Here is a 22,520-nt window from a genome sequence, read left to right on the forward strand (position 1 = left end):
ATGTCATCAGGTTTTGCCGTCTCCGCGCGCAGCCTCGCTCTGGTGGCGACGCTCGCTTTCGCCGCTCCCGCGCTGGCCCAGCAATACGGCGGCGAGGTCGATCCCGAAATTCGTATCCAGCAGCTCGAGGATCGGCTGCGGACACTGACCGGCCAGAACGAAGAGCTGCAATACCGCAACCGGCGGCTTGAAGATCAGGTCCGGCAGTTGCAGAGCGGCGCCGGTGCGCCCGGTGGCCAGCAGCCCGCCCCCAATCAGGCGGCGACCCCGCCGGCCGCTCCGCAGCAACCTTATGGCCAGCCCGCGCAGCAACCGGCTTACGGCCAGCAGCAGCCGGGGTACGGTCAGCCGCAGGCGCCGATGGTCCAGCCGCAACCGGCCGCGCCGCAGGGCGGCGGCCGCCGCGGCGACGCGTTCGATCCGTCGCGCGATCCCAACGCGCCCGGCGTACCGCGCGCGCTTGGCGGGGGCCAACTGCCGATGGAGCAGGGCGGCGGCATGCCGGCCGGTCGGGCCGCCGGCGCCCCGATGGACCTGTCGAACGGCAATGGCGGTTACGTCCAAGGCGGTTATCCGCAAGGCGGTGCGCCGTCCGCGGCTCAGCAAGCGCCTGCCGCCGCAGCTGGCGGCGCCTTGACGACGCAGCCGCCGTCGCAGACGCCGCGCGACGAGTTCGACCTCGGCATCGGCTACATGCAGCGCCGCGACTACGCGTTGGCCGAAGAAACCATGCGCAACTTTGCGCAGAAGTACCCGGACAATCCGTTGACTGCCGATGCGCAGTATTGGCTTGGCGAGAGCTTCTTCCAGCGCCAGATGTATCGCGAGGCCGCCGAGTCATTTCTAGCCGTGACCAGCAAACACGAGAAGTCCGGCAAGGCGCCGGACGCGCTGCTGCGGCTCGGCCAGTCGCTGTCGGCGCTGAAGGAAAAGGAAGCGGCCTGCGCCGCGCTCGGCGAGATCGGCCGCAAATATCCGCAGGCGTCGTCCAGCGTGAAGAAGGCGGTCGATCGCGAGCAGAAGAAGCTGAAGTGCTGAACCCAGCAGGCCCGGCCGATAGCGGGGCCTGACAACCGGCGGGCAGACGGCCGATGTCCGGAACCGACGACGAGGTAGTATCCGCAACCGAGGCGCGGCGTCTGTTCGCCGACTGGAAGGCGGCGCCGGCGATCGTGCTGGCGGTCTCCGGCGGACCCGATTCGCTGGCGCTGATGTGGCTCGCCGCCCGCTGGCGGAAGGCGTTGAAGCAGGGCCCGGCCTTGGCAGTCGTCACCGTCGATCACGGCCTGCGTCCCGAGGCGGCCGCCGAGGCGCGCGCAGTGAAGCGCTTGGCCGCCTCGCTCGACCTGCCGCACCGGACGCTGCGCTGGAATGGCGACAAGCCCAGGACCGGAATCCAGGCGGCGGCGCGCGGGGCGCGCTATCGGCTGCTGGCGCAGGCCGCCAAAACGCTCGGCGCCTCGCATGTGATGACCGCGCATACCCGCGACGACCAGGCCGAGACCGTGCTGATGCGTCTGTCGCGCGGCAGTGGAATCGCCGGCCTTGCCGCGATGGCAAGGGAAATCGAGCGGGACGGGGTGGTGCTGGCGCGGCCGCTGCTCGATGTTCCGAAGGCCCGGCTGGTCGCCACGCTGACCAAAGCCCGAATCGCGTTCGCCACCGACCCGAGCAATGTCGATCCGCGCTTCACCCGGCCGCGGCTACGCGAGCTGATGCCGCAACTGGCGGCCGAAGGCTGCGATGCCCGTTCGCTGGTTCGGCTGGCGGCGCGGGCGGCGCGGGCCGATGCAGCCCTGGAACTGATGACCGACGGCGCCGAGCAATTCTTGGAAACCCTCGATGCGGGGGCGGGACGTCCCGGTGTAGATGCCCGGGCATTTCTGGCTCTGGCTGCAGAAATCCAGATTCGCTTGTTGCTGCGTGCGTTGGCGCGCCATGGTCACGAGGGGCCGGCCGAGCTCGGGAAAGTCGAGGCGCTCTCCGAGGCGCTGAAGCTGGCAGCGGCCGGGAGGGCGCCATCCGCCGGCAAAATCCGGCTCAAGCAGACCCTCGCAGGCGCCGTGATCACGCTCACCAGCGACCGCCTGGTGATTGCCCCAGCCCCGCCGCGGCGGGCGCGCGGCGGCTGAAGGCGTCTCCACGTACGTTTAACCACCTCGCCGCAGAGGCCGTTGATCGCCACGATTTGAGCGAGAAACCGGTTAGAATGCGCCAAATAGTCCTGTGTGGTTCTCTTGGCAGGGGCTCGGCTCACACCTAGATTAGGCGGGCCGGCTCTCGGGAAGCTCCCGCAGAGCCATTCGTTTCGGCGCCGCAGGGCCCACCCGGTCGCGATCCGCGCGACCCATAAGGAAGACCGATGAACGCCAATCTGCGCAATTTCGCCCTCTGGGTCATCATCGTGCTGCTGCTGTTGGCGCTGTTCACGCTCTTCCAGAATCCGGGCCAGCGCACTGCGTCGCAGGAAATTCCGTTCTCGCAGCTCCTCAGCGAGATCGACCAAAATCACGTCCGGGACGTGGTGATCCAGGGCCAGGAAATCCGCGGCACCTTCACCAACGGCTCGACCTTCCAGACCTACGCGCCGAACGATCCGTCGCTCGTGACCCGCCTCTACAACGGCAAGGTGTCGATCACCGCCAAGCCGCCGGGTGACAACGTGCCGTGGTTCGTGTCGCTGCTGGTGTCGTGGCTGCCGTTCATCGCGCTGATCGGCGTGTGGATCTTCCTGTCGCGGCAGATGCAGGGCGGTGCCGGCAAGGCGATGGGCTTCGGCAAGTCGCGCGCCAAGATGCTGACTGAAGCGCATGGCCGCGTGACCTTCGAAGACGTCGCCGGCGTCGACGAGGCCAAGCAGGACTTGCAGGAGATCGTCGAATTCCTGCGCGACCCGGGCAAATTCCAGCGTCTCGGCGGCCGCATTCCGCGCGGCGTGTTGCTGGTCGGCCCTCCCGGTACTGGTAAGACCCTGATCGCGCGCGCGGTCGCGGGCGAAGCCAACGTGCCGTTCTTCACCATCTCCGGTTCGGACTTCGTTGAAATGTTCGTCGGCGTCGGCGCTAGCCGTGTCCGCGACATGTTCGAGCAGGCCAAGAAGAACGCGCCGTGCATTATCTTCATCGATGAAATCGACGCGGTCGGTCGTCATCGCGGCGCCGGTCTCGGCGGCGGCAATGACGAACGCGAGCAGACCCTCAACCAGCTGCTGGTCGAGATGGACGGCTTCGAGGCCAATGAGGGCGTGATCCTGATCGCCGCCACCAACCGGCCCGACGTGCTCGATCCGGCGCTGCTGCGTCCCGGCCGCTTCGACCGTCAGGTCGTGGTGCCGAACCCGGACGTCGTCGGCCGCGAGCAGATCCTCAAGGTCCACGTTCGTAAGGTGCCGCTGGCGCCCGATATCAACCTGAAGAACATCGCGCGCGGCACTCCGGGCTTCTCCGGCGCCGACCTGATGAACCTCGTCAACGAAGCGGCGCTGATGGCGGCCCGGCGCAACAAGCGCATGGTCACTCAGTCCGAGTTCGAAGACGCCAAGGACAAGGTGATGATGGGCGCCGAGCGCAAGTCGCTGGTGATGACGGAAGAGGAGAAGCTCCTCACCGCGTATCACGAAGGCGGCCACGCCATCGTCGGCCTCAACGTCCCGGCCACCGACCCGATCCACAAGGCGACCATCATTCCGCGCGGCCGTGCGCTCGGCATGGTGATGCAGCTCCCCGAGCGCGACAAGCTGTCGATGTCGCTCGAGCAGATGACCTCGCGTCTGGCCATCATGATGGGCGGCCGTGTTGCCGAGGAGATGGTGTTTGGACGCGAGAAGGTGACTTCGGGCGCTGCCTCCGACATCGAGCAGGCGACCAAGCTGGCGCGGATGATGGTGACCCGTTGGGGCCTGTCGGAAGAGCTCGGCACCGTCGCTTACGGCGAGAACCAGGACGAAGTGTTCCTCGGCATGTCGGTGTCGCGCACCCAGAACGCTTCCGAGGCGACGATCCAGAAGATCGATGCCGAGATCAAGCGGCTGGTCGAAGAGGGCTACAATGAGGCCAAGCGCATCCTCACCGAGCGCCGCGCTGACCTCGAAGCGCTCGCCAAGGGGCTGCTCGAATACGAGACCCTGACCGGTGACGAGATCACCGATCTGATCAACGGCAAGAAGCCGAATCGCGAATCGGTGCTCGAACCGTCGGGCCCCCGCACTTCGGCAGTGCCGCCGGCCGGCAAGCCGCGGCCGCGGCCCGATCCGGGCCTGGAGCCCCAGCCGCAGGCGTAAGCCGACCGGCAAGCTGACTTCGAAAAACGCGGCGGCAACGCCGCGTTTTTTGTTGCGTGTCGTCCGCTGCCCCGCGCTTGACCTGATCGCCCGAAGACCGCACGCATTGGCGTCGTTACGGATCCTGCAATGACCACTCATCTCCCTAAGGCGCCTGCTTATTGGTCGCGCGACGCAATCTGGCCCGGCATCGTCGCAGTCGGGCCGATGCTGCCCGGCACGCTGGCGTTCGGCATGGCGTTTGGCGCGCTGTGTGCGCAGAAGAACTTCACGCTTGCCGAAGTCGAAGTGATGATGGCCACCGTGTATGGTGGGCTGTCGCAATTTGTGGCCGTGCAGGCATGGCCAGATGTCCTGACACCTTCATCGATTGCCGCGCTGGCGTTGCTCACCACCACGGTCAACATCCGCTTCTTCCTGATGACGGCGTCGATGCGGCCGTGGTTCGGCACGCTGCCGGCGTGGCAGGCTTATCCGCCGCTGCTCTTGGTCACCGATGGTGGCTGGCTTGCCGCGATGCGCTATCGCGAGCATGGCGGCGCCAATGCCTGGTTCTATCTCGGTGGCGCGTTGGTGCTCTATCTGGTGTGGTTGGTCTCGGCCGTTCCGGGCTTCCTGCTCGCCGAACAGCTCGCCGATCCGAAGAAGTTCGGCGTCGATATCGCGATGCCGGCGTTCTTCGCCGCGCTGTTGGTACCAGCCTGGAAGGGGCCTCGCCGCGCAATCCCTTGGCTGGTGTCGGGGATCGTGGCCCTGACAGTGCATTGGTTGGTCCCGGGCTATTGGTTCATCATCGCTGGCGCGCTGTCAGGTGCGATTACCGCCGGGCTGATGGATGAACCGCCAGCGGCGACATCCCACGCGGGACATTCGTCATGACCGACATGCTCCGCAGCGACGTGATGATCGCCTTCGCGATCATGACGTTGGTCACTGTCGCGTCCCGTCTCGGCGGCTATTTCATGATGCGCTACGTCGAGGTCACGCCGCGGGTCAGGCGGATGCTCGACGCGCTGCCCGGCTCCATTATCGTCGCGGCGGCGCTGCCGGTTGCGGTCAATGGCGGGCCGATCGTGATGCTCGCGCTGGGGGCCGCGATCGCCGTGAGTGTGCTGCGGCGCAATGATTTTCTGGCCGTGATAACCGGTATGTTAGTAGCGGCGTTGGCGCGCGCGGTGGGATTGTCGGGCTAGTTTGCAGGAATGCTATTCATTTCATTGCCGTAAGGGCTTGCCTTCGGTTCTGAATAAGTGTTCACTTTTTTCACTGATTTGGTGAGGGTGTTCCGTCCGTTTCCCTCGCTTCTCCAGCAACTTGATGAGCGCGCCGGTCCATTTTGTCGCAGACCGCGGGCGCGCTCGTTCCAGGACGAACGCGCCATGGTTTACCGGCGAACCCATCAGGTGGTTAAGCGCTTAGCAGCGCGCCGCAGCGCTATCCTTGCTGCAGCGCGTGAAACCGCTGCCGAAGGCGGGATGGCCGCGGTGCAGATCGCGCCTGTGGCCGCGCGCGCTAAGGTCGCCGCCGGCACGGTGTACCGTTACTTTCCGTCCAAAGCCGATCTAATTTCGGAACTCATCGCCGACGTTTCGCGGGACGAGCTCGCGGCCATCCGCCGTGCAGCCGACGCAGCGCCCGGGCCATCATCTGCACTGGCCGCGGCGGTCACCACGGTAGCGGTGCATGTGCTGTCCCATCGCAAGCTCGCATGGGGCATCTTGGCGGAACCGGTCGACGTCGATGTGTCTGCCTCACGGCTCGCCAGCCGCCGTGAGATCGCCGGCGAGATCGAGCTGCGGATCGCAGCCGCGGTCCGCGCCGGCCATCTGCCCGCCCAAGACACCGCGCTCGCCTCGACCGCGCTGCTCGGCGCGGTGCACGAGTCTCTGGTTGGGCCGCTGGCGCCGGATAATCTCGACGACCCGGCGAAACTCCGTGATGCGGTGCAAACCGTCACGCTGCTGGCGCTCCGGGCAGTCGGTGTGATGGACGCCCGGGCTAGAGGCCTCGTGGTCCAGGCGGTGGTGCCGCCGCGTAGTCTGGTCGGAGCCTGATCAGTTCCAGTTTGCTCTGAGCGAGTGTGCTGGATATGACAATCAGCGTATCCTGATCCGACCGTTTCCGCCCGCGGCGCTACAATCGCCTCGCGCACAGCAGCCTGCGCAGGAGTATCTCGCATGACCATTCTGATGCCGGAGCCGGATCAGTCCGTGCTGGCCCGCCGCGACGAGATCATCGCGGCCCTGCGCAAGATCGTGCCGGGCGAGGGCGTGATCTCCAGCGCCGCCGAAATGAAACCCTATGAGTCCGACGGCCTGATGGCGTATCGGCAGCCGCCGATGGTGGTGGTGCTGCCGAGCACGACCAAACAGGTGTCGGAAGTGCTGCGCTATTGCCACCAGAATGGCATCAAGGTGGTGCCGCGCGGCTCCGGCACCTCGCTGTCCGGCGGCGCTTTGCCGCTCGCCGATGGCGTGCTGCTCGGCCTCGGCAAGTTCAAGCGCATCCGCGAGATCGATTTCGACAACCGTGCTGTGGTGGTCGAGCCCGGAGTCACTAACCTGGCGATCAGCCAGGCGGTCGATCACGCCGGCTTCTACTACGCGCCCGATCCGTCGTCGCAGATCGCCTGTTCGATAGGCGGCAACATCGCCGAGAACTCCGGCGGCGTGCACTGCCTGAAATACGGCATGACCACCAACAACGTCCTCGGCTGCGAAATCGTGCTGATGACCGGCGAGATCCTCAAGATCGGTGGCAAGGCGGCCGAATGCGCCGGCTACGATCTGATGGGCGTGATCACGGGCTCCGAGGGACTACTCGGCGTCATCACCGAAGTCACCGTGCGGATCTTGCGCAAGCCCGAAACGGCGCGAGCCCTGATGATCGGCTTCCAGAGCGTCGAGGCCGCGGGCCAGTGCGTCGCCGACGTGATCAGCGCCGGCATCATTCCGGGCGGCATGGAGATGATGGACAAGCCGGCGATCCACGCCGCCGAGGCCTTCGTTCACGCCGGCTATCCGCTCGATGTCGAAGCACTGCTGATCATCGAGCTCGACGGTCCGCAGGTCGAGGTCGACGAACTGATCGGCCGCGTCGAGGCGATCGCGCTGCGCTGCGGCTCGACCACCTGCCAGATCTCGACCAGCGAACAGCAGCGGCTGCTGTTCTGGTCCGGCCGCAAGGCGGCGTTCCCCGCCGTAGGCCGGATCTCGCCGGACTATCTGTGTATGGATGGCACGATCCCGCGTGCACAGCTGCCGCTGGTGCTGCGGCGGATGAACGAGATGTCGGAGAAATACGGCCTGCGCGTCGCCAACGTGTTCCACGCCGGCGACGGCAATCTGCATCCGCTGATCCTGTATGACGCCAACAAGCCCGGCGAGCAGGATGCCGCCGAGGCCTTTGGCGCCGACATCCTCAAGCTGTGTGTCGAGGTCGGCGGCGTGCTGACCGGCGAGCACGGCGTCGGGATCGAGAAGCGCGACCTGATGCCGGAGATGTTCTCGGACATCGACCTCAACCAGCAGCAGCGGCTGAAATGCGCGTTCGACTCCGAAGGCCTGCTCAACCCCGGCAAGGTGTTTCCGACGCTGCATCGCTGTGCCGAGCTCGGACGCATGCATGTCCACAAGGGCCAATTGCCGTTCCCGGATATTCCGCGGTTCTGACCGGGTAATGTAATCTCCGATGCACGAAGTAGAGCCTTTCACCGTCATTGCGAGCGAAGCGAAGCAATCCAGGGCCTCGGTGCACGGCGCTCCTGGATTGCTTCGTCGCTTCGCTCCTCGCAATGACGGGGGAGGGGTAGCGCATCGCATTCTGAAGGACGACGTTCGCCCGTGGACACGCTGAAAGTACGCGACGCCCAGGAGGTCGAGGACGCAGTGCGCGCCGCGATCGCCAATGAGCAGCCGATCGAGATCGTCGGTCATGGCAGCAAACGCACCGTCGGCCAACTGATGGCGACCAATGCGGTGCTGGAGTTGTCGGCGCTCAACGCCGTCACCGCTTACGAGCCGAACGAGCTGATCATCACCGTGCAGGCCGGCGCGCCGATGGCCGATGTGCTGTCGCTGATCGATTCCAAAAACCAGCAATTCGCCTTCGAGCCGATGGACACCACGGCGCTGCTCGGCACCTCGCCGGGAGCAGGTACTGTTGCCGGCATGATCTCGGCTGGACTCGCCGGGCCGCGGCGGATCAAGGCGGGTGGCGCCCGCGATCATCTGCTCGGCGCCAACGCGGTGTCGGGCTTCGGCGAGAGCTTCAAGGCCGGCGGCAAGGTGGTGAAGAACGTCACCGGTTACGACCTTTGCAAGCTGCTTGCCGGCTCCTGGGGGACGCTGGCGGTGATGACCGAGGTCACCCTGAAGTTGACGCCCCGGCCCGAGAGCGAGCGGACGCTGGTGCTGCGCGGGCTCGGCGACGTCCTCGCCAACAAGGCCATGACCGCGGCGCTGGGCTCGCCTTACGACGTCACCGGGGCCGCGCATCTGCCCGGCTCGGCGCTGCGCACCACCGCTGGCGCGCTGGCAGAGATCGCCCAGCCCGATCAGTCGCTGACTCTGCTGCGGCTCGAAGGCATCACTTCGTCGGCGAGTCATCGCGCCCAGTCGCTGCGCACGGCGCTGAAGAGTTTTGGCGAGGCCGAGCTGATCGAGGACGATGCTTCCGCCGCGCTGTGGCGTGCGGTGCGCGATGTCGAGCCGTTCGCCGCCGCAGGTCCGCGGGCGCTGTGGCCGGTGTGGCGGATCGTCTGCCCGCCGGCGGCCGGAGGCGCTCTCGGCGAGCAGCTCAGCCGCGAGAGCGGCGGTGAGGTGATCTATGATTGGGGCGGAGGCCTGATCTGGGCGGCCTTGCCGCCGGCAACCGACGGCCACGCCAAAGCGTTGCGCCAGCGGGTCGAGAAGATCGCCGGCCATGCCACCTTGATCCGCGGCAGCGACGCGGTGCGGGCTGGGATCGACGTGTTCCATCCGCAGCCGGCCGGCCTCGCGGCGCTCGGAAGCCGCGTCAAGCGCAGCTTCGATCCCACTAACATTCTCAATCGCGGCCGGATGTCGCGAGGATCCGCGACATGAAGACAGATTTCAGCCTGACCCAGCTCGCCGATCCCGACATCGCCGAGGCCGACAAGATTCTGCGCGCTTGCGTGCATTGCGGTTTTTGCACTGCGACGTGTCCGACCTATGTGCTGCTCGGCGACGAGCTCGATAGTCCGCGCGGGCGCATCTACCTGATCAAGGAGATGCTGGAGAGCGACAAGCCGCCGACCGCGGATGTCGTCAAGCATATCGATCGCTGCCTGTCGTGCCTCGCCTGCATGACCACCTGTCCGTCGGGCGTGAACTACATGCATCTGGTCGATCAGGCCCGCGTCCGGATCGAGAAACAGTACCAGCGGCCGTTCTGGGATCGCGTTGTCCGCGAGGCGCTGTCGTGGATGATGCCGCATCCGGGCATGTTCAGGCTCGGGATGTGGGCGGCGCGGATCGTGCGGCCGGTTGCGGCGCTGTTGCCGGGCTCGCACGACCTGACGCACCCGACGCTGCTCAGCCGGATCAAGGCGATGCTGGCGCTGGCGCCAAAGCATCTGCCGGAGCCAGGCCCTGACTCCGGGACGACGTTTCCGGCGGTGGGTCCAAAGCGCGGCCGGGTGGCATTGCTGCACGGCTGCGCCCAGCAGGTGCTGGCGCCCCGCATCAATCGGGCGGCGATCAATCTGCTCACCCGCCACGGCATCGAAGTGGTGCTCGCCGCTGACGAGGCCTGCTGCGGCGCCCTGATCCATCATCTCGGCCGGGACACCCGCACGCTCGAATACGCGCGCACCAACATCAAGGCCTGGCTGGCCGAAATCGAGCGCGGCGGGCTCGACGCAATCCTGGTGACCACCTCCGGCTGCGGTACGGTGATCAAGGATTACGGTTACATGCTGCGAGAAGATCCGGAGTATGCGGCCGCGGCCGCAAAGGTTTCGGCGCTCGCCAAAGACATCAGCGAATATGTCAGCGGCCTCGAACTGTCATCGCCAGGCCCTCATGACGATGTCGTCGTCGCTTATCACTCCGCATGTTCGTTGCAGCACGGCCAGAAAATCACGCAGATCCCCAAAGAACTGCTTTCCAAGACTGGATTCGTGGTGAAAGATATCCCGGAGAGTCATTTGTGTTGTGGTTCGGCGGGCACGTACAACATTCTCCAGCCTGACATCGCGACCAGATTGCGCGATCGGAAGGTCGCCAACATCGCTTCCGTCAAGCCGGATATGATCGCCGCGGGCAATATCGGCTGCATGGTGCAGATCGCCAGCGGAACGGAAGTCCCTGTTGTGCACACGATTGAACTTCTCGATTGGGCGACAGGCGGGCCCCGTCCTGCTCCGCACTGATCGGAGCTTGGAACGCCGGTCGCGGGGCGCGTGATTGCTGGCCGAGCCGCAATCCGCACAACTGGAGGACGACCATGGCGAAAGACAAGAAGTCGAAGAAGAAGGACAAGGCCGACAAGAAGGCTGAGAAGTCCAAGGCCAAGAAGAAGTCCAAACTGCTGCTGGCCGCCAAGGCAGGCAAGAGCAAGAAGAAGAGCAAGTCCGCCGACAAGGCATCGGCCAAGAAGGACAAGTCGAAGCCGAAGGCCAAATCGAAGGCCAAGCCGGCCTCCCAGACTAAGTCCGCCTCCAAGTCCAAGGCTGCCGCCGGCAAGTCCGCCAAGAAGGCGGTGAAGAAGGCCGCAGCCAAACCCGGCAAGAAGGCAGCAAAGCCGGCTGCCAAGTCCGCCGCTAAGTCCCCGGCCAAGTCTGTAGCGAAGCCCGCGAAGAAGAGCGCTACCAAGTCGGCTTCGGGTAAGCCGGCCAAGGCCAAGGCCAAGGCCGCCGCGCCAAAGGCTTCGGCTGCGAAGGCCCCTGCGGCCAAGAAGAAGGCGACCAAGGCACCCGCCGCCAAGACCGCGGCGAAGGCTCCTGCCGCTAAGCCGGCAGCGCCCAAGCCAAAGCCTGTGTCCCGCAAAGCGCCCAAACCCACCGAGGTTGCCCCCAGCGCGGCAGCCGAGCCGGTTGTTGCTCCGCCGCCTGCTGCTCCCAAGAAACCGCGCAAGCCACGTGCGAAGAAGCCGGTTCCCGTTGCCGTCGAGCCGGACGAGACCCAGCACGAGGCAGTGTCCGAGCAGGTCGAGGCGACGCCGGAGACCGAGGATGTTGCGCCGGCTGAGCCGTTTCCAGCCGACGAGAGCACATCGGCCGCAGACAACGAGCCGGTCGAGTCCTCTGCAGAGACCGATTCGATCGAGACCTCGGGTGATCCCCAGTCGCACGCCACCGAGGCGGCCGGAGAGGAGGAAGCTCCCGACGAGGAGTTTGACCACGCCGAGCCGGCTAAGCCGGCCGCAGACCCTATGTAATTGAGACGGTAATCCGATCCTTGTTTTGCAGAGGCCGCGGTCGTGGACCGCGGCCTTCGTCGTTGCGGCTACCAGCGAGATCTACAACCAGCATGCCTCGGGCGCCCCTTGGTTGTGGGTATCGCAGCGATTCGGTTCCGGGTCTGTTACTTGTTACTTAGCCAAAAGTGTTGCTCTAACCGCCCTATCTCGTGAATTTGGCCTACGAGCCGTTCGCAAAGCAGTGATTTTCTTGCAACACTCCTCAACAACGAATGGTTGAGTGTGCGGGATTGCACAAAAAGTCGGCATCTGCATGTGTTTTTTGCTTCACGGTTTTCGTGAGGCACCGCACAGTGATGTCACAATTGGTTTGTGCAGGTCGATGTCGCGTCCTTGAACTTCGGGTCCGGCTGGCTTGGAAACGATGGGGATCAAAATGAAGAAGACAATCTTGTCGGTCGCGGCTTTGCTCGCAGTCGGCGTGGGCTCGGCCTCGGCGGCTGATCTGCCTGCCAAGGTGTACACCAAGGCTCCGCCGATTGTGGCGTTCGATCCGTGGGACATCGCGTTCGGCGCGGCCGTCATGAGCGACTACGTCTTCCGTGGCGTCACCCAGTCGAACCACAAGCCCTCGGTCACTGCCTATTTCGAGCCGCGCTACAACGTCACCAAGGACCTGCAGCTCTACGTCGGTACCTCGTTCGAGAGCATCTCGTTCGCCAACCGCGCTGCGGCTGAAGTCGACATCTACGGCGGTATCCGCCCGACCTTCGGCGCCTTCGCGTTCGACTTCGGTGTCTGGGGCTATCTGTATCCGGGTGGAAGCTGCTATTTCGGCGGCAACGGTGTCGACGCGGCCGGCAATTTCCAGGGTGCCGACTGCGCCGCCAACGCTCTGTTGAACCAGAACGTTATGAAGAAGGATGTCTCCTTCTACGAAGGCTACGCCAAGGTGACCTGGACCGTTAACGACATGTTCGCGATCGGCGCCAACGAGTTCTATTCTCCGAGCTTCCTGAACACCGGTGCGTGGGGCAACTACGCGTCGGTGACCGGCAAGTTCACCGCTCCGAGCACCATCTTCGGTTCGAGCGGCGTCGGTATGTACATCTCGGGTGAGTACGGCCGTCAGTGGTTCGGTACGACCGACTCGTTCTATGGCAACGCGACCTATCCGCTTGGCATCAAGCTGGCTGATTACAATACCTGGAACATCGGCGTGGGCTTCACCTACAAGGTGTTCACCCTCGACCTGCGTTACTCGGACACCGACCTGTCCAAGGCGAGCTGCAACGCCTTCACCAGCGACTTCACCGCGACTCCGAGCGGCGACGTCTCGCTCATCAACCCGTCGGGTGTTGGTTCGAAGTGGTGCGGTTCGACCTTCATCGCCAAGCTCTCGGCTGACGTGACGCTGGGCGCTCTCAAGTAAGACGACATCCCTTCTGGGGGGCTGAGGGCGGCAGAGCAATCTGCCGCCCTTTTTCTTTGTGGCTCATTTTGAGGGGGCCGGCTTTTGACGGCCTTCGCGAGCTTTTTGGCTTTCCCCACTCCTGAGCTTGGCAAAGCCTAGTGGTGGCCAGTGACCCGGCTGGAGTCCGCGCTAATCTCTCACCGAGCAGCAACGGCGGCCGATCGGCCGCCGCACGTCGTTTCGATCTCTAGAGCGGTTCTGTTTTTGATAGAATCGAGACCGTGCTTCGGAGTGCTCACAACAGGCACAACCTCATGGTGAGGAGGCGCGAAGCGCCGTCTCGAACCATGCGCCGCAGGCGATGTGGCTCCTCATCCTTCGAGACGCCCGGCGATGCCGGGCTCCTCAGGATGAGGACTTTGGACCCTTGGCAAGGGCTAAATCCGCTTCGATGAATCGATGAAGCGCTCTAGCTTTCTGCCGCGCTGGATCGAGCAGATGGTGGATTAGCTGCCCGCCAGCCCCACTTCGGGAACCGCCGCTTTGGCCCGGTCCTGCAGGGTGAAGCCGCTACCGGTGCGTGACAGCACCGCGTCACGCTGATGGAAGGCCTCAAGTGTCGAGCGGTGGCCGATCGAGACGATCGTAGTGCCCGGCAGCTTGCGGTCGAGCAGCTTGTACAGCGCCGCTTCGGACGGCTCGTCCAGCGACGCGGTGGCTTCGTCGAGGAACAGGTATTGCGGTGCATGGAGCAGCGCCCGCGCGATGCCGAGCCGCTGCTGCTCGCCGAGCGACAGCGTCCTGTTCCAATGGCCATGCTGATCGAGCCGCTCCGCCAGCGCCGGCAGCCCGACCTCGCGCAGCACCTCGGCGACCTGAGTATCGCTGAATGCACCGGATTCGGCCGGATAGACGATTGCGGCACGCAGCTCGCCGACCGGGAAATACGGGCGCTGTGGCAGCATCATCAGCGTCGCATCCGCAGGGATTGCGATCGAGCCAGAGCCGAACGGCCAGATCCCCGCGATCGCGCGGAATAGCGTCGACTTGCCGGCACCCGATGGGCCGACGATCAGCGTCCGCTCGTTGTCGCCGATCTTGAAACCGTCGGCGCTGATCAGCGGCGCTCCGGCCGGCAGCGTCAGGTTGAGATCCTTCAGTTCGATTCCGCCGGCTGGGGCCGGCACGCGCATCACGCCTGGATTGTCGCGCCGGGTGGCGGCGCCTTCGATCGCGCGCTCGAAACCGTCGAGCCGCTGCAGCACCGACTGCCATTCCGCCAGCGTCCGGTAGGCTGTGATGAAGAACGACAGCGAGTCCTGGACGCTGCCGAAGGCGGAAGCGGTCTGCATCATGCCGCCGAGCTGCACCTTCTGGGCGAAAAACGCCGGGGCGACGAGGATGTAGGGGAAGATGATCGACGCCTGCGAGTAGCTGGCTGTGAAGGCGGTCAGCCGCTTGGTCCGGCTCATGATCCGCATGAAGTTCTCGGCCACGTAGCTGAAGCGCGACGCCAGCTTGTCCCGCTCGGCCGGCTCGCCGCGGAGCAGCGCGATCTGTTCGGCGTTCTCGCGGGCCCGCACCAGATTGAATCGGAAGTCGGCTTCATAACGCTGCTGGCGGAAGTTGAGATCGACCAGCGGTGAGCCGATCCAATGGGTGAGGGCGGTGCCGAGTGCGGCATAGATCAGCGCTCCCCAGACGAGATAGCCGGGGATCGGGACGTCCTGGCCGAACAGATGTAGCGGCGCTTCGTTCGACAGCCCCCACAGGATCACCACGAACGAGGCCAGCGTCACCACGGCGTTGAGCAGGCCGATGCCCAGCGCCAGCGTGCGCTCGACGAACAACTGCGTGTCCTCGGCGATGCGCTGATCGGGGTTGTCGGCGGCGTCGCCGGTGAGCTGCATCTGGTAGTGGTTGGCGTCGTGCAGCCAGCCGCCGAGATAGCGCTCGGTCATCCACTTGCGCCACCGGATCTGCAGCCACTGATTGAGGTAGAGCTGATAAACTTTGAGGGCGATCCAGATCGCCGCCAGCACGCAGAAGTAGATGATCTGATAGGTGAAGACGTCGTAGTTCCGCTCCTGCAGCGCGTTGTAGAACACGTTGTTCCAGCGGTTGAACAGCACCGAGAGCCCGACCACGGCGAGCTCGATGACGACGACGGCTGCGAGCAGTCCGCGGCCCATCCATTTGTCTTCGGCACTGAAATACGGCGCGGCGATCCGCCAGGCGGTCGCCAGCGTTCCTTTGATGTTGCTCACGGATGAGGTCTCCGGTGCGGGCTCTCGGGGAGTTTGGTGATTAGACGAAAGTTGTAGGTAAATTAACCTACGGCGGCTTGTCGCACCCAGTTGTCGCACCCTAGCATGATCGTGCCGGCGGCAAGCTCGGCGGTCAGCTGCTTCGCGCGTTTGTGAGCAGCCACGCTCGCTCGGCCTTACTTTGAGGAGGCGTCTGCCTCCCGATTGATCTCCGTGTCGGACCGGCTCGCACCGACGCGGCCAAAAAACATAACCTAAAGGGAGAGAAATGCGTGTGGAATCAAATCTATAATCCACTTGGCAGCGCCGCTTTGTCGACCCTGGCGGCGGCCGTTCCCGTGGTCACGCTGCTGGTGCTGATCGCGAGCGGCAAGGTGAAAGCTCACCTCGCTGCGATCATCGCTCTGGTGCTCGCCAACGCGGTGGCGATCTTCGTCTTCACGATGCCGGCCAACATGTCGGTCCGTGCCTCGCTACTCGGTGTCGTCACCGGCTTCTTCCCGATCGGCTGGATCGTTCTCAACGTCATCTTTCTCTATCGGGTCACCGTGGCCACCGGCCGGTTCGAGCTGCTGCAGCGTGCGATTGGCGGCGTGACGACCGACCGCCGGCTGCAGCTGCTGCTGATCGCGTTTGCATTCGGCGCCTTCTTCGAAGGTGCATCCGGGTTCGGCACGCCGGTGGCGATCACCGGCGCGGTGCTAATCGGCCTCGGGTTCTCGCCGCTCGCCGCTTCGGGCCTGTCACTGATCGCCAACACCGCGCCGGTCGCTTACGGGGCGCTCGGCACGCCGATCCAGGGCCTCGCTTCGGTCACTGGCCTCGATCCTTACATCCTTGGCGCGATGGTGGGCCGGCAACTGCCGTTCTTCTCGCTGCTGGTACCGTTCTGGTTGATTTGGGCGTTCGCGGGTTTCCGCGGCATGATGCAGATCTGGCCGGCGATCCTCGTCACCGGTGTGTCGTTCGCGGTCCCGCAATTCGTGATCTCGAACTACATCAATCCTTGGATCGTCGACATCGGCGCCTCGCTGATCTCGATGGGCTGCCTGATCCTGTTCCTGAAAGTGTGGCGGCCGAAAGAGCTGTGGCTGTCGCCGAAGCTGCGCAGCCACGATCCCTCCACCGAGACGATGGCTCCGCCGAAAGAGCTGAGCCGGGCTCCGCTGACACAGGCACAATTGTGGGGCGCGTTGCTGCCGTGGATCATCGTTTGCATCGTGATGCTGATTTGGGGCAACGGTGCCTTCAAGGCCTGGGCAAACTCGATCTTCGTCTGGAACTACCCGGTGCCCGAGCTGCACAACCTGATCCAGAAGGTGCCGCCAGTCGCCGCCAAGCCGACGCCTGAGGCCGCGGTGTTCTCCTTCACCTATCTGTCGTTCACTGGCACCGGCATGCTGATCGCGGCGATTATCTCCGGGCTGTTGATGGGCGTGTCGCCCGGCAAGATGGCGACCGAGTACGGCCGCACCATCAAGGTCTGCGCGATCTCGCTGATCACCATCTCGGCGATGCTGGCGATCGGGACGTTGACGCGGCTGTCCGGCGTCGACGCGACGCTGGGCCTGGCGTTTGCTGCGACCGGCGTGTTGTATCCGTTCTTCGGCACGCTGCTCGGTTGGCTCGGCGTGGCGCTGACCGGATCGGACACCGCCTCCAACGTGCTGTTCGGCAATCTGCAGAAGATCACCTCCGAACAGCTCGGCCTGTCCCCGATCCTGATGGGGGCCGCCAACTCATCCGGCGGTGTGATGGGCAAGATGATCGATGCTCAGTCGATCGTTGTCGCCTCAACAGCGACCAACTGGTACGGCCACGAAGGAACGATCCTGCGCTACGTCTTTCTGCACTCGATTACGCTGGCGTGTCTGGTCGGCGTGCTGGTGATGCTGCAGGCCTATGTCTATCCGTTCACCGCGATGGTCTTGAAGTAACGCAGCGCGCATTGAATGGCGTCAAAGCCCCGCGGTCTCGGCCGCGGGGCTTTTCGTTGCAGGCTTCGATGGCGCCGCGGTCTGGCAAGCCGGTGCGGTTCGCGATAAACAGCGGACCGTCCTGAACAACGGCCGAGGCACCATGCACCGTCAGTCGATCTTTCGTTTCGCCACCATCGCCATGGTGCTGGCAGCCGGCTTCGCGACACCGTCGCTTGCGCAATCCGACCAGGAATTTCCGTTCGGTCTGGAGCTGACGCTGGACGCCCCGCCGAAGCCTGGCTCGAAGCGGATTCCCAATTTGGAAATCGGCGATCAGGGCAGCGTGCGGCTGGAGCTGTGGTGCAAGGGCGGCGTTGGGCAATTCTCCATCGCCGGCAGCACGGTGATCTTCATGCCGGGTGCGATCGAGGATCGCAATTGTCCGGCGGACCGGGCTCAGGCGGATGATGCGCTCGTCGCAGCGCTTGCCGCGGCGACCAGCTGGAGCCGCCAAGGCGATTTCGTCAGCTTCACCGGTGGTCCCCAGCCGCTGCGGTTCCACCTCAACACGAACTGACGCTATTTCGAATCCCGCAGGATCAGCCCGGCGCATCCGTCCGCCGCCTGCACGACGCCACTGTAGCCGCCGATGCCCGCATAGGCCGACGACAGATACAGGCCGGGCAGGGCTGTGCGCGGCGTGCGGTAAGGCGCATCCGAATTCGGCAGCAGCGGCGCAAAGCCATAGACTGCGCCCTGTGGCGCGCCGAGATATTGCTGCACCGAGAACGCGGTGTTGAACGCCGCGGCCGTTACTGCACCGGCGAGGCCTGGATAGCTGCGATCGAGATGGGCGAGCAGCGCCTGCTGCCAGCGGGCGCGCTTGGCTCGATAGGTGTCCTGATCGAGGCCATCCCAGTTCGACACCCGATCCGGTCCGACCACCGACAGCACAAAGGGCGGTGACGGCACGCCGGAGTCGATCGCGGTGTAATCGGCGATTGCCAGCGGCGGCATCCGCTCCCCGGGCTCGTCGGCCATCAGGGTCTTGGCTTCGGCGTAGGACGCCAGCGTCGTCATCCAGTCCGGCAGCAGCTGGGTGGCGTAGCTGCTGACCCCGAATTCGCGCGGCGGTTTGGACAGGCCGAGCGTCAGCGCGAACAGCGACAGCGACGGTGTCCGATCGGCGTAGCTGTCGGTCAGCAGCTTCGCCTGGTCGGCCGGAAGCAGGCCTGCCAGCGTCGAAGGCGCGGCGTTGCCGATCACCGTCGAGGCTTCCACGATCTGTGGATCGCCGCCGTCGCGGCCCATATGGGTGACCTGATGCGGCCCGCCGTGATCGCCCATCACCACGCCGGAGACGACGCGGCGGAGCAGCACCTCGCCGCCGGCCTTGCGCACCGCGCGGGCCAGCGCGCTCGACAGCCGCTGTGAACCACCCTGGATGAAGCGCGCACCGCTGAGCAGGAAGCTGCCCTGCACCATCGCGAACGGCACCCACCACAGCGCCGCAGGATCATCGTGAACGTAAGACAGGTTGCCGGCGACCGCGCACTTCACCGCCTCGTCGTCGCCGAACAGCGCCTGCAGCTTGTCGCCAAGCGAGGCGTGCCAATCGGGATACTCCGGCGCCAGCGCCATCACCGCGTCGAGGCCGCCATCGCCAAGCGTTCCGGCGAGGCGCTCGAGCTCGCCGAGCCATTGCGCGATCCCGGCGCTCGCGTGCGGAAAGCGCTTGTTGAGCGCGTCGCGCGCGGCGGCGAATTCGTCCGGCAGCGTGAAGGGGTCGCCAACCGGACCGCCGCGCATCTGATACAGCGCCCCGGCGGGAATCCACTGCACCGCGTCGAGCACGCCGGCGCGGCCCAAGGCGCGGTGTTTCGGATCGCGGACGTGCTGCGGATTGCCGGTGATATGCAGCGAGCCTTCGACGAACAGTTCGCCGACCTTGTAGCTCGAGGCCGCGCCGCCGACCGAATTACCGCGCTCGATCACCAGCACCTTGCGGCCTTCGCGGGCCAGGATCGCGCCCGCAGTCAGGCCGCCGAGCCCGGCGCCGATTACCACTGCATCAAAGCGCGTCATTCAGCCGATCATCCTGCCATCCAAGGGAAGCGCTTCATTGCCGCATTGCAGCGGCATGTCAAATCGCGGTTCCATGATCTGGCGACGGCCGATCCTGGGCGCTTGCGGCGCGCTATTGCCAGGTCGAGCTTTCGGAATCCCAGCGCTGGCCCTTGAGCTCCTTGGCGAGGGCTGCGACGGCGCCGCCATCGGGGCGCGGTTCGCCTTCCTCTTCGCCGGGAGCGTCGTCGTTGAGGCCGAGCCGCGGCGGCGCATTCTCGTCGACCGTGGTGTCGCTGGCATTGCCGAGCCACAGCATCAGCTTGTCGGTGCCGCCCGGCTTGTCGGCGCTGACCAGTGCCTCGACCGTGATCACCTCGGTGAGCTGCAGCGCCGGGAAGGTCTCGCTCGGCCGCTTGAAGGTCATCTTCAGCTTGCCGCTCGCGTCATCCCACACCGCCGAGGCGAGCTTGGCCTCCAGTGTCTGCGACAGGATGGCGGTGACGGTATTGGCGATCTTCTCGCGATTGAGCTTGCCACCGTCGCGCCAGCCCGCCGCCGGGAACAGGATGGTGCGGTCCATGTCGACGATGCCGTTGGTCCAGCCGGCCGCGGCGATGCCGGGGAACGCCTTGGCCTTGGCGATCACCGCGGCGGCGCGTTCCGGATCGACCGTGAGGTTGATCACCAGCTTGCCGGCGCGCAGCGCATCGCAGCCGATGCTGAGGCTCGACAGCGACACTTCGACGTTCTCGGTCTTCAGCGTCTTCAGGAAATCCGAAGCGCCTTCGAGCGCGACGCGAACCCCGACGGCTTCCGGCGACACCGCGGTGAAGTCCTTCGGCGCCTGCGCGATGCTGTCGTCGGACGACTGGTTCTCCTGGAATTCCTTTTCGCTGAGATCGGCATTGTCGGTCGAGGTGATCTCGTGCGTGGCGGTTCCGATCCCGATCACGCCTTTGAAGTCGAACGTCTCGCCATTGGGCCGCTGCTGCAGGCTGACCGACACCGGCGCCTTGCCGCCGAGCGTCTGCGTCGTTCCGGTCAGGGCCTGGCCGTTCGGGGTTAAGGTGACGACGAAGCGGTCGCGGCGGTCGGAAGTCTTCGACGGCGAATAGCAGACGTCGAGCTCGGCCGAGGTGACCGTCTTGCCCTGACGCTTTTCCTTCAGGATGACGTCGGCGCCGTCCATGAAGCCGTCGATGGCGGTGAAATAGCGCGTCTCGTTGGCCGGCGGCGCTGCCGATTTCGTGGCGGACTTGCTCTGGGCCAGGGCGACATCGGTCGCCGGCAGCAGCGCCAGCAGGCTGAACAGGAATGCGCGCATCACGTGAACCTCGCGAGAATCAGGCTGCATCGAACCTAGAGCTTTTTGGGAGCCGAGTGGACAACGGTTCGCCGGGACACAACGCGTCAGAGCCGGAAATGCTCTAGTCGATTCGAATTGCATCCGAACCAAGGCGCGCGAGCTGCGTCGCCAAAAAACAAGGCCGCCCGGAGGCGGCCTTGCGTGATCGATCTTCAGTGCGACGGGCGCGGGCTTAGAAGCCCATGCCGCCCATACCGCCCATGCCACCGCCGGCCGGCATTGCCGGGGCCTCGGCTTTCGGCAGCTCGGCGACCATCGCTTCGGTGGTGACCAGCAGTGAGGCGACCGACGAGGCGTCCTGCAGCGCGGTGCGCACGACCTTGGCCGGATCGACGATGCCCTTGGCGAGCATGTCGACATAGTCCTCGCTCTGGGCGTCGAAACCGAAGGTCTCGGACTTGTTCTCGAGGATCTTGCCGACCACGATCGAGCCTTCGACACCGGCGTTCTCGGAGATCTGGCGGATCGGAGCTTCCAGCGCCTTCAACACGATGTTGATGCCGGCCTGAACGTCGGCATTGTCGTTGTTGATGCGGCCGACGGCCTTCTTGGCGCGCAGCAGGGCGACGCCGCCGCCCGGCACGATGCCTTCCTGAACCGCAGCGCGGGTCGCGTTGAGCGCGTCCTCGACACGGTCCTTCTTCTCCTTGACTTCGACCTCGGTCGCGCCGCCGACGCGGATCACCGCGACGCCGCCGGCGAGCTTGGCCAGACGCTCCTGCAGCTTCTCACGGTCGTAGTCCGAGGAGGTCTCCTCGATCTGCGCCTTGATCTGCGAAACGCGGGCTTCGATCTCCGGCTTCTTGCCGGCGCCGCCGACGATCGTGGTGTTCTCCTTGTCGATCACCACCTTCTTGGCGCGGCCGAGCATCTTCAGCGTCACGGTCTCGAGCTTGATGCCGAGGTCTTCCGAGATCAGCTGACCGCCGGTCAGGATCGCGATGTCTTCCAGCATCGCCTTGCGGCGATCGCCGAAGCCCGGCGCCTTGACGGCCGAAACCTTGAGGCCGCCGCGCAGGCGGTTGACCACCAGGGTCGCCAGCGCTTCGCCTTCGACGTCCTCGGCGATGATCAGCAGGGGCTTACCCGACTGCACCACCGCTTCGAGCACCGGCAGCATCGACTGCAGGCCCGAGAGCTTCTTCTCGTGCAGCAGGATGTAGGCGTCGTCGAGTTCGACGGTCATCTTCTCGGCGTTGGTGACGAAGTACGGCGACAGATAGCCGCGGTCGAACTTCATGCCTTCGACGATGTCGACTTCGGTCTCGAGCGACTTGTTCTCTTCGACCGTGATGACGCCCTCGTTGCCGACCTTCTGCATCGCCTGGGCGATCATCTTGCCGATCGGCGCGTCGCCGTTGGCCGAGATGGTGCCGACCTGGGCGATTTCAGCCGAGGAGGCGACCGGCTTGGCACGCTTCTGGATGTCCTTGACCACGGCCGCGACCGCGATCTCGATGCCGCGCTTCAGGTCCATCGGGTTCATGCCGGCCGCAACGGCCTTGGCGCCTTCACGGACGATCGCCTGGGCCAGCACGGTGGCGGTGGTGGTGCCGTCGCCGGCGAGGTCGTTGGTCTTCGAGGCCACCTCGCGCACCATCTGCGCGCCCATGTTCTCGAACTTGTCCTCGAGCTCCACTTCCTTGGCGACGGTGACGCCGTCCTTGGTGATGCGCGGGGCACCGAAGCTCTTCTCGATCAGCACGTTCCGGCCCTTCGGACCGAGCGTGACCTTCACGGCGTTGGCGAGCACGTCCACGCCGCGCAGCATGCGGTCGCGGGCCTCACCGGAAAACTTGACGTCCTTGGCTGCCATTCATTCGCT

17 protein-coding genes are annotated in these 22,520 nt (G+C 65.1%); 13 read left to right on the forward strand and 4 right to left on the reverse strand.

The genetic code is table 11. The features are described from left to right. From ybgF to VRZ08_RS10200, 11 genes are all read left to right on the forward strand, one after another. Positions 1-1,038, forward strand: coding sequence for a tol-pal system protein YbgF (gene ybgF / locus VRZ08_RS10150; protein WP_414532464.1), 1,038 nt, complete (start codon positions 1-3; stop codon positions 1,036-1,038). Between the two features lie 53 nt (positions 1,039-1,091). Further along, positions 1,092-2,132: a tRNA lysidine(34) synthetase TilS gene (gene tilS / locus VRZ08_RS10155; protein ID WP_414532465.1), complete on the forward strand. Its 1,041-nt coding sequence runs from the start codon at positions 1,092-1,094 to the stop codon at positions 2,130-2,132. 230 nt (positions 2,133-2,362) lie between these two features. Next, entirely contained in the window at positions 2,363-4,279 is a 1,917-nt protein-coding gene (gene ftsH / locus VRZ08_RS10160) for an ATP-dependent zinc metalloprotease FtsH (protein WP_011156690.1), read from the forward strand. A gap of 129 nt (positions 4,280-4,408) precedes the next feature. Then, the gene (locus tag VRZ08_RS10165) at positions 4,409-5,158 is read left to right on the forward strand and encodes an AzlC family ABC transporter permease (RefSeq protein ID WP_414532466.1); all 750 of its coding nucleotides are present in this window, start codon (positions 4,409-4,411) and stop codon (positions 5,156-5,158) included. After that, on the forward strand, positions 5,155-5,472 hold the full coding sequence (locus VRZ08_RS10170; protein ID WP_414532467.1) for an AzlD family protein: 318 nt from the start codon (positions 5,155-5,157) through the stop codon (positions 5,470-5,472). Before VRZ08_RS10165 ends, VRZ08_RS10170 begins: the two co-directional genes overlap by 4 nt. A 186-nt stretch (positions 5,473-5,658) precedes the next feature. Continuing rightward, positions 5,659-6,333, forward strand: a complete 675-nt coding sequence (locus VRZ08_RS10175; protein WP_107343282.1) for a TetR/AcrR family transcriptional regulator — start codon at positions 5,659-5,661, stop codon at positions 6,331-6,333. A 123-nt stretch (positions 6,334-6,456) separates the two neighbouring features. Beyond that, positions 6,457-7,950 (forward strand): FAD-linked oxidase C-terminal domain-containing protein, encoded by a 1,494-nt coding sequence (locus VRZ08_RS10180; RefSeq protein ID WP_107343283.1) that lies wholly within the window; start codon positions 6,457-6,459, stop codon positions 7,948-7,950. A gap of 171 nt (positions 7,951-8,121) precedes the next feature. Further along, positions 8,122-9,363, forward strand: a complete 1,242-nt coding sequence (locus VRZ08_RS10185; RefSeq protein ID WP_414532468.1) for an FAD-binding protein — start codon at positions 8,122-8,124, stop codon at positions 9,361-9,363. Next, positions 9,360-10,673, forward strand: a complete 1,314-nt coding sequence (gene glcF, locus VRZ08_RS10190; RefSeq protein WP_414532469.1) for a glycolate oxidase subunit GlcF — start codon at positions 9,360-9,362, stop codon at positions 10,671-10,673. Before VRZ08_RS10185 ends, glcF begins: the two co-directional genes overlap by 4 nt. 74 nt (positions 10,674-10,747) lie before the next feature. Beyond that, on the forward strand, positions 10,748-11,680 hold the full coding sequence (locus VRZ08_RS10195; RefSeq protein WP_414532470.1) for a hypothetical protein: 933 nt from the start codon (positions 10,748-10,750) through the stop codon (positions 11,678-11,680). A gap of 418 nt (positions 11,681-12,098) precedes the next feature. Then, positions 12,099-13,094: a TorF family putative porin gene (locus VRZ08_RS10200; protein ID WP_414532471.1), complete on the forward strand. Its 996-nt coding sequence runs from the start codon at positions 12,099-12,101 to the stop codon at positions 13,092-13,094. Between the two features lie 488 nt (positions 13,095-13,582). Here VRZ08_RS10200 and VRZ08_RS10205 read toward each other — a convergent pair whose 3' ends face one another. Then, complete coding sequence (locus tag VRZ08_RS10205; protein WP_414532472.1) at positions 13,583-15,343, reverse strand: ABC transporter ATP-binding protein/permease; 1,761 nt, start codon at positions 15,341-15,343, stop codon at positions 13,583-13,585. Between the two features lie 272 nt (positions 15,344-15,615). On the opposite strand from VRZ08_RS10205, the gene VRZ08_RS10210 reads away from it, so the two are divergent. Continuing rightward, positions 15,616-17,280 carry an L-lactate permease gene (locus tag VRZ08_RS10210; RefSeq protein ID WP_414532473.1) on the forward strand — a complete coding sequence of 555 codons (1,665 nt, stop codon included), beginning with the start codon at positions 15,616-15,618 and terminating at the stop codon, positions 17,278-17,280. Positions 17,281-17,422: 142 nt separating this feature from the next. Beyond that, on the forward strand, positions 17,423-17,839 hold the full coding sequence (locus VRZ08_RS10215; protein ID WP_414532474.1) for an META domain-containing protein: 417 nt from the start codon (positions 17,423-17,425) through the stop codon (positions 17,837-17,839). Between the two features lie 2 nt (positions 17,840-17,841). Here the strand turns inward: VRZ08_RS10215 and VRZ08_RS10220 are convergent, their stop codons facing one another. From VRZ08_RS10220 to groL, 3 genes are all read right to left on the reverse strand, one after another. Further along, the gene (locus VRZ08_RS10220) at positions 17,842-19,347 is read right to left on the reverse strand and encodes a phytoene desaturase family protein (RefSeq protein ID WP_414532475.1); all 1,506 of its coding nucleotides are present in this window, start codon (positions 19,345-19,347) and stop codon (positions 17,842-17,844) included. 112 nt (positions 19,348-19,459) lie between these two features. Beyond that, positions 19,460-20,653: a hypothetical protein gene (locus tag VRZ08_RS10225; protein ID WP_414532551.1), complete on the reverse strand. Its 1,194-nt coding sequence runs from the start codon at positions 20,651-20,653 to the stop codon at positions 19,460-19,462. Positions 20,654-20,867: 214 nt separating this feature from the next. Beyond that, entirely contained in the window at positions 20,868-22,511 is a 1,644-nt protein-coding gene (gene groL, locus VRZ08_RS10230; RefSeq protein ID WP_414532476.1) for a chaperonin GroEL, read from the reverse strand. Positions 22,512-22,520 lie beyond the last annotated feature (9 nt).

Source organism: Rhodopseudomonas sp. G2_2311 (assembly GCF_047501505.1).
GTDB lineage: Bacteria > Pseudomonadota > Alphaproteobacteria > Rhizobiales > Xanthobacteraceae > Rhodopseudomonas > Rhodopseudomonas palustris_H.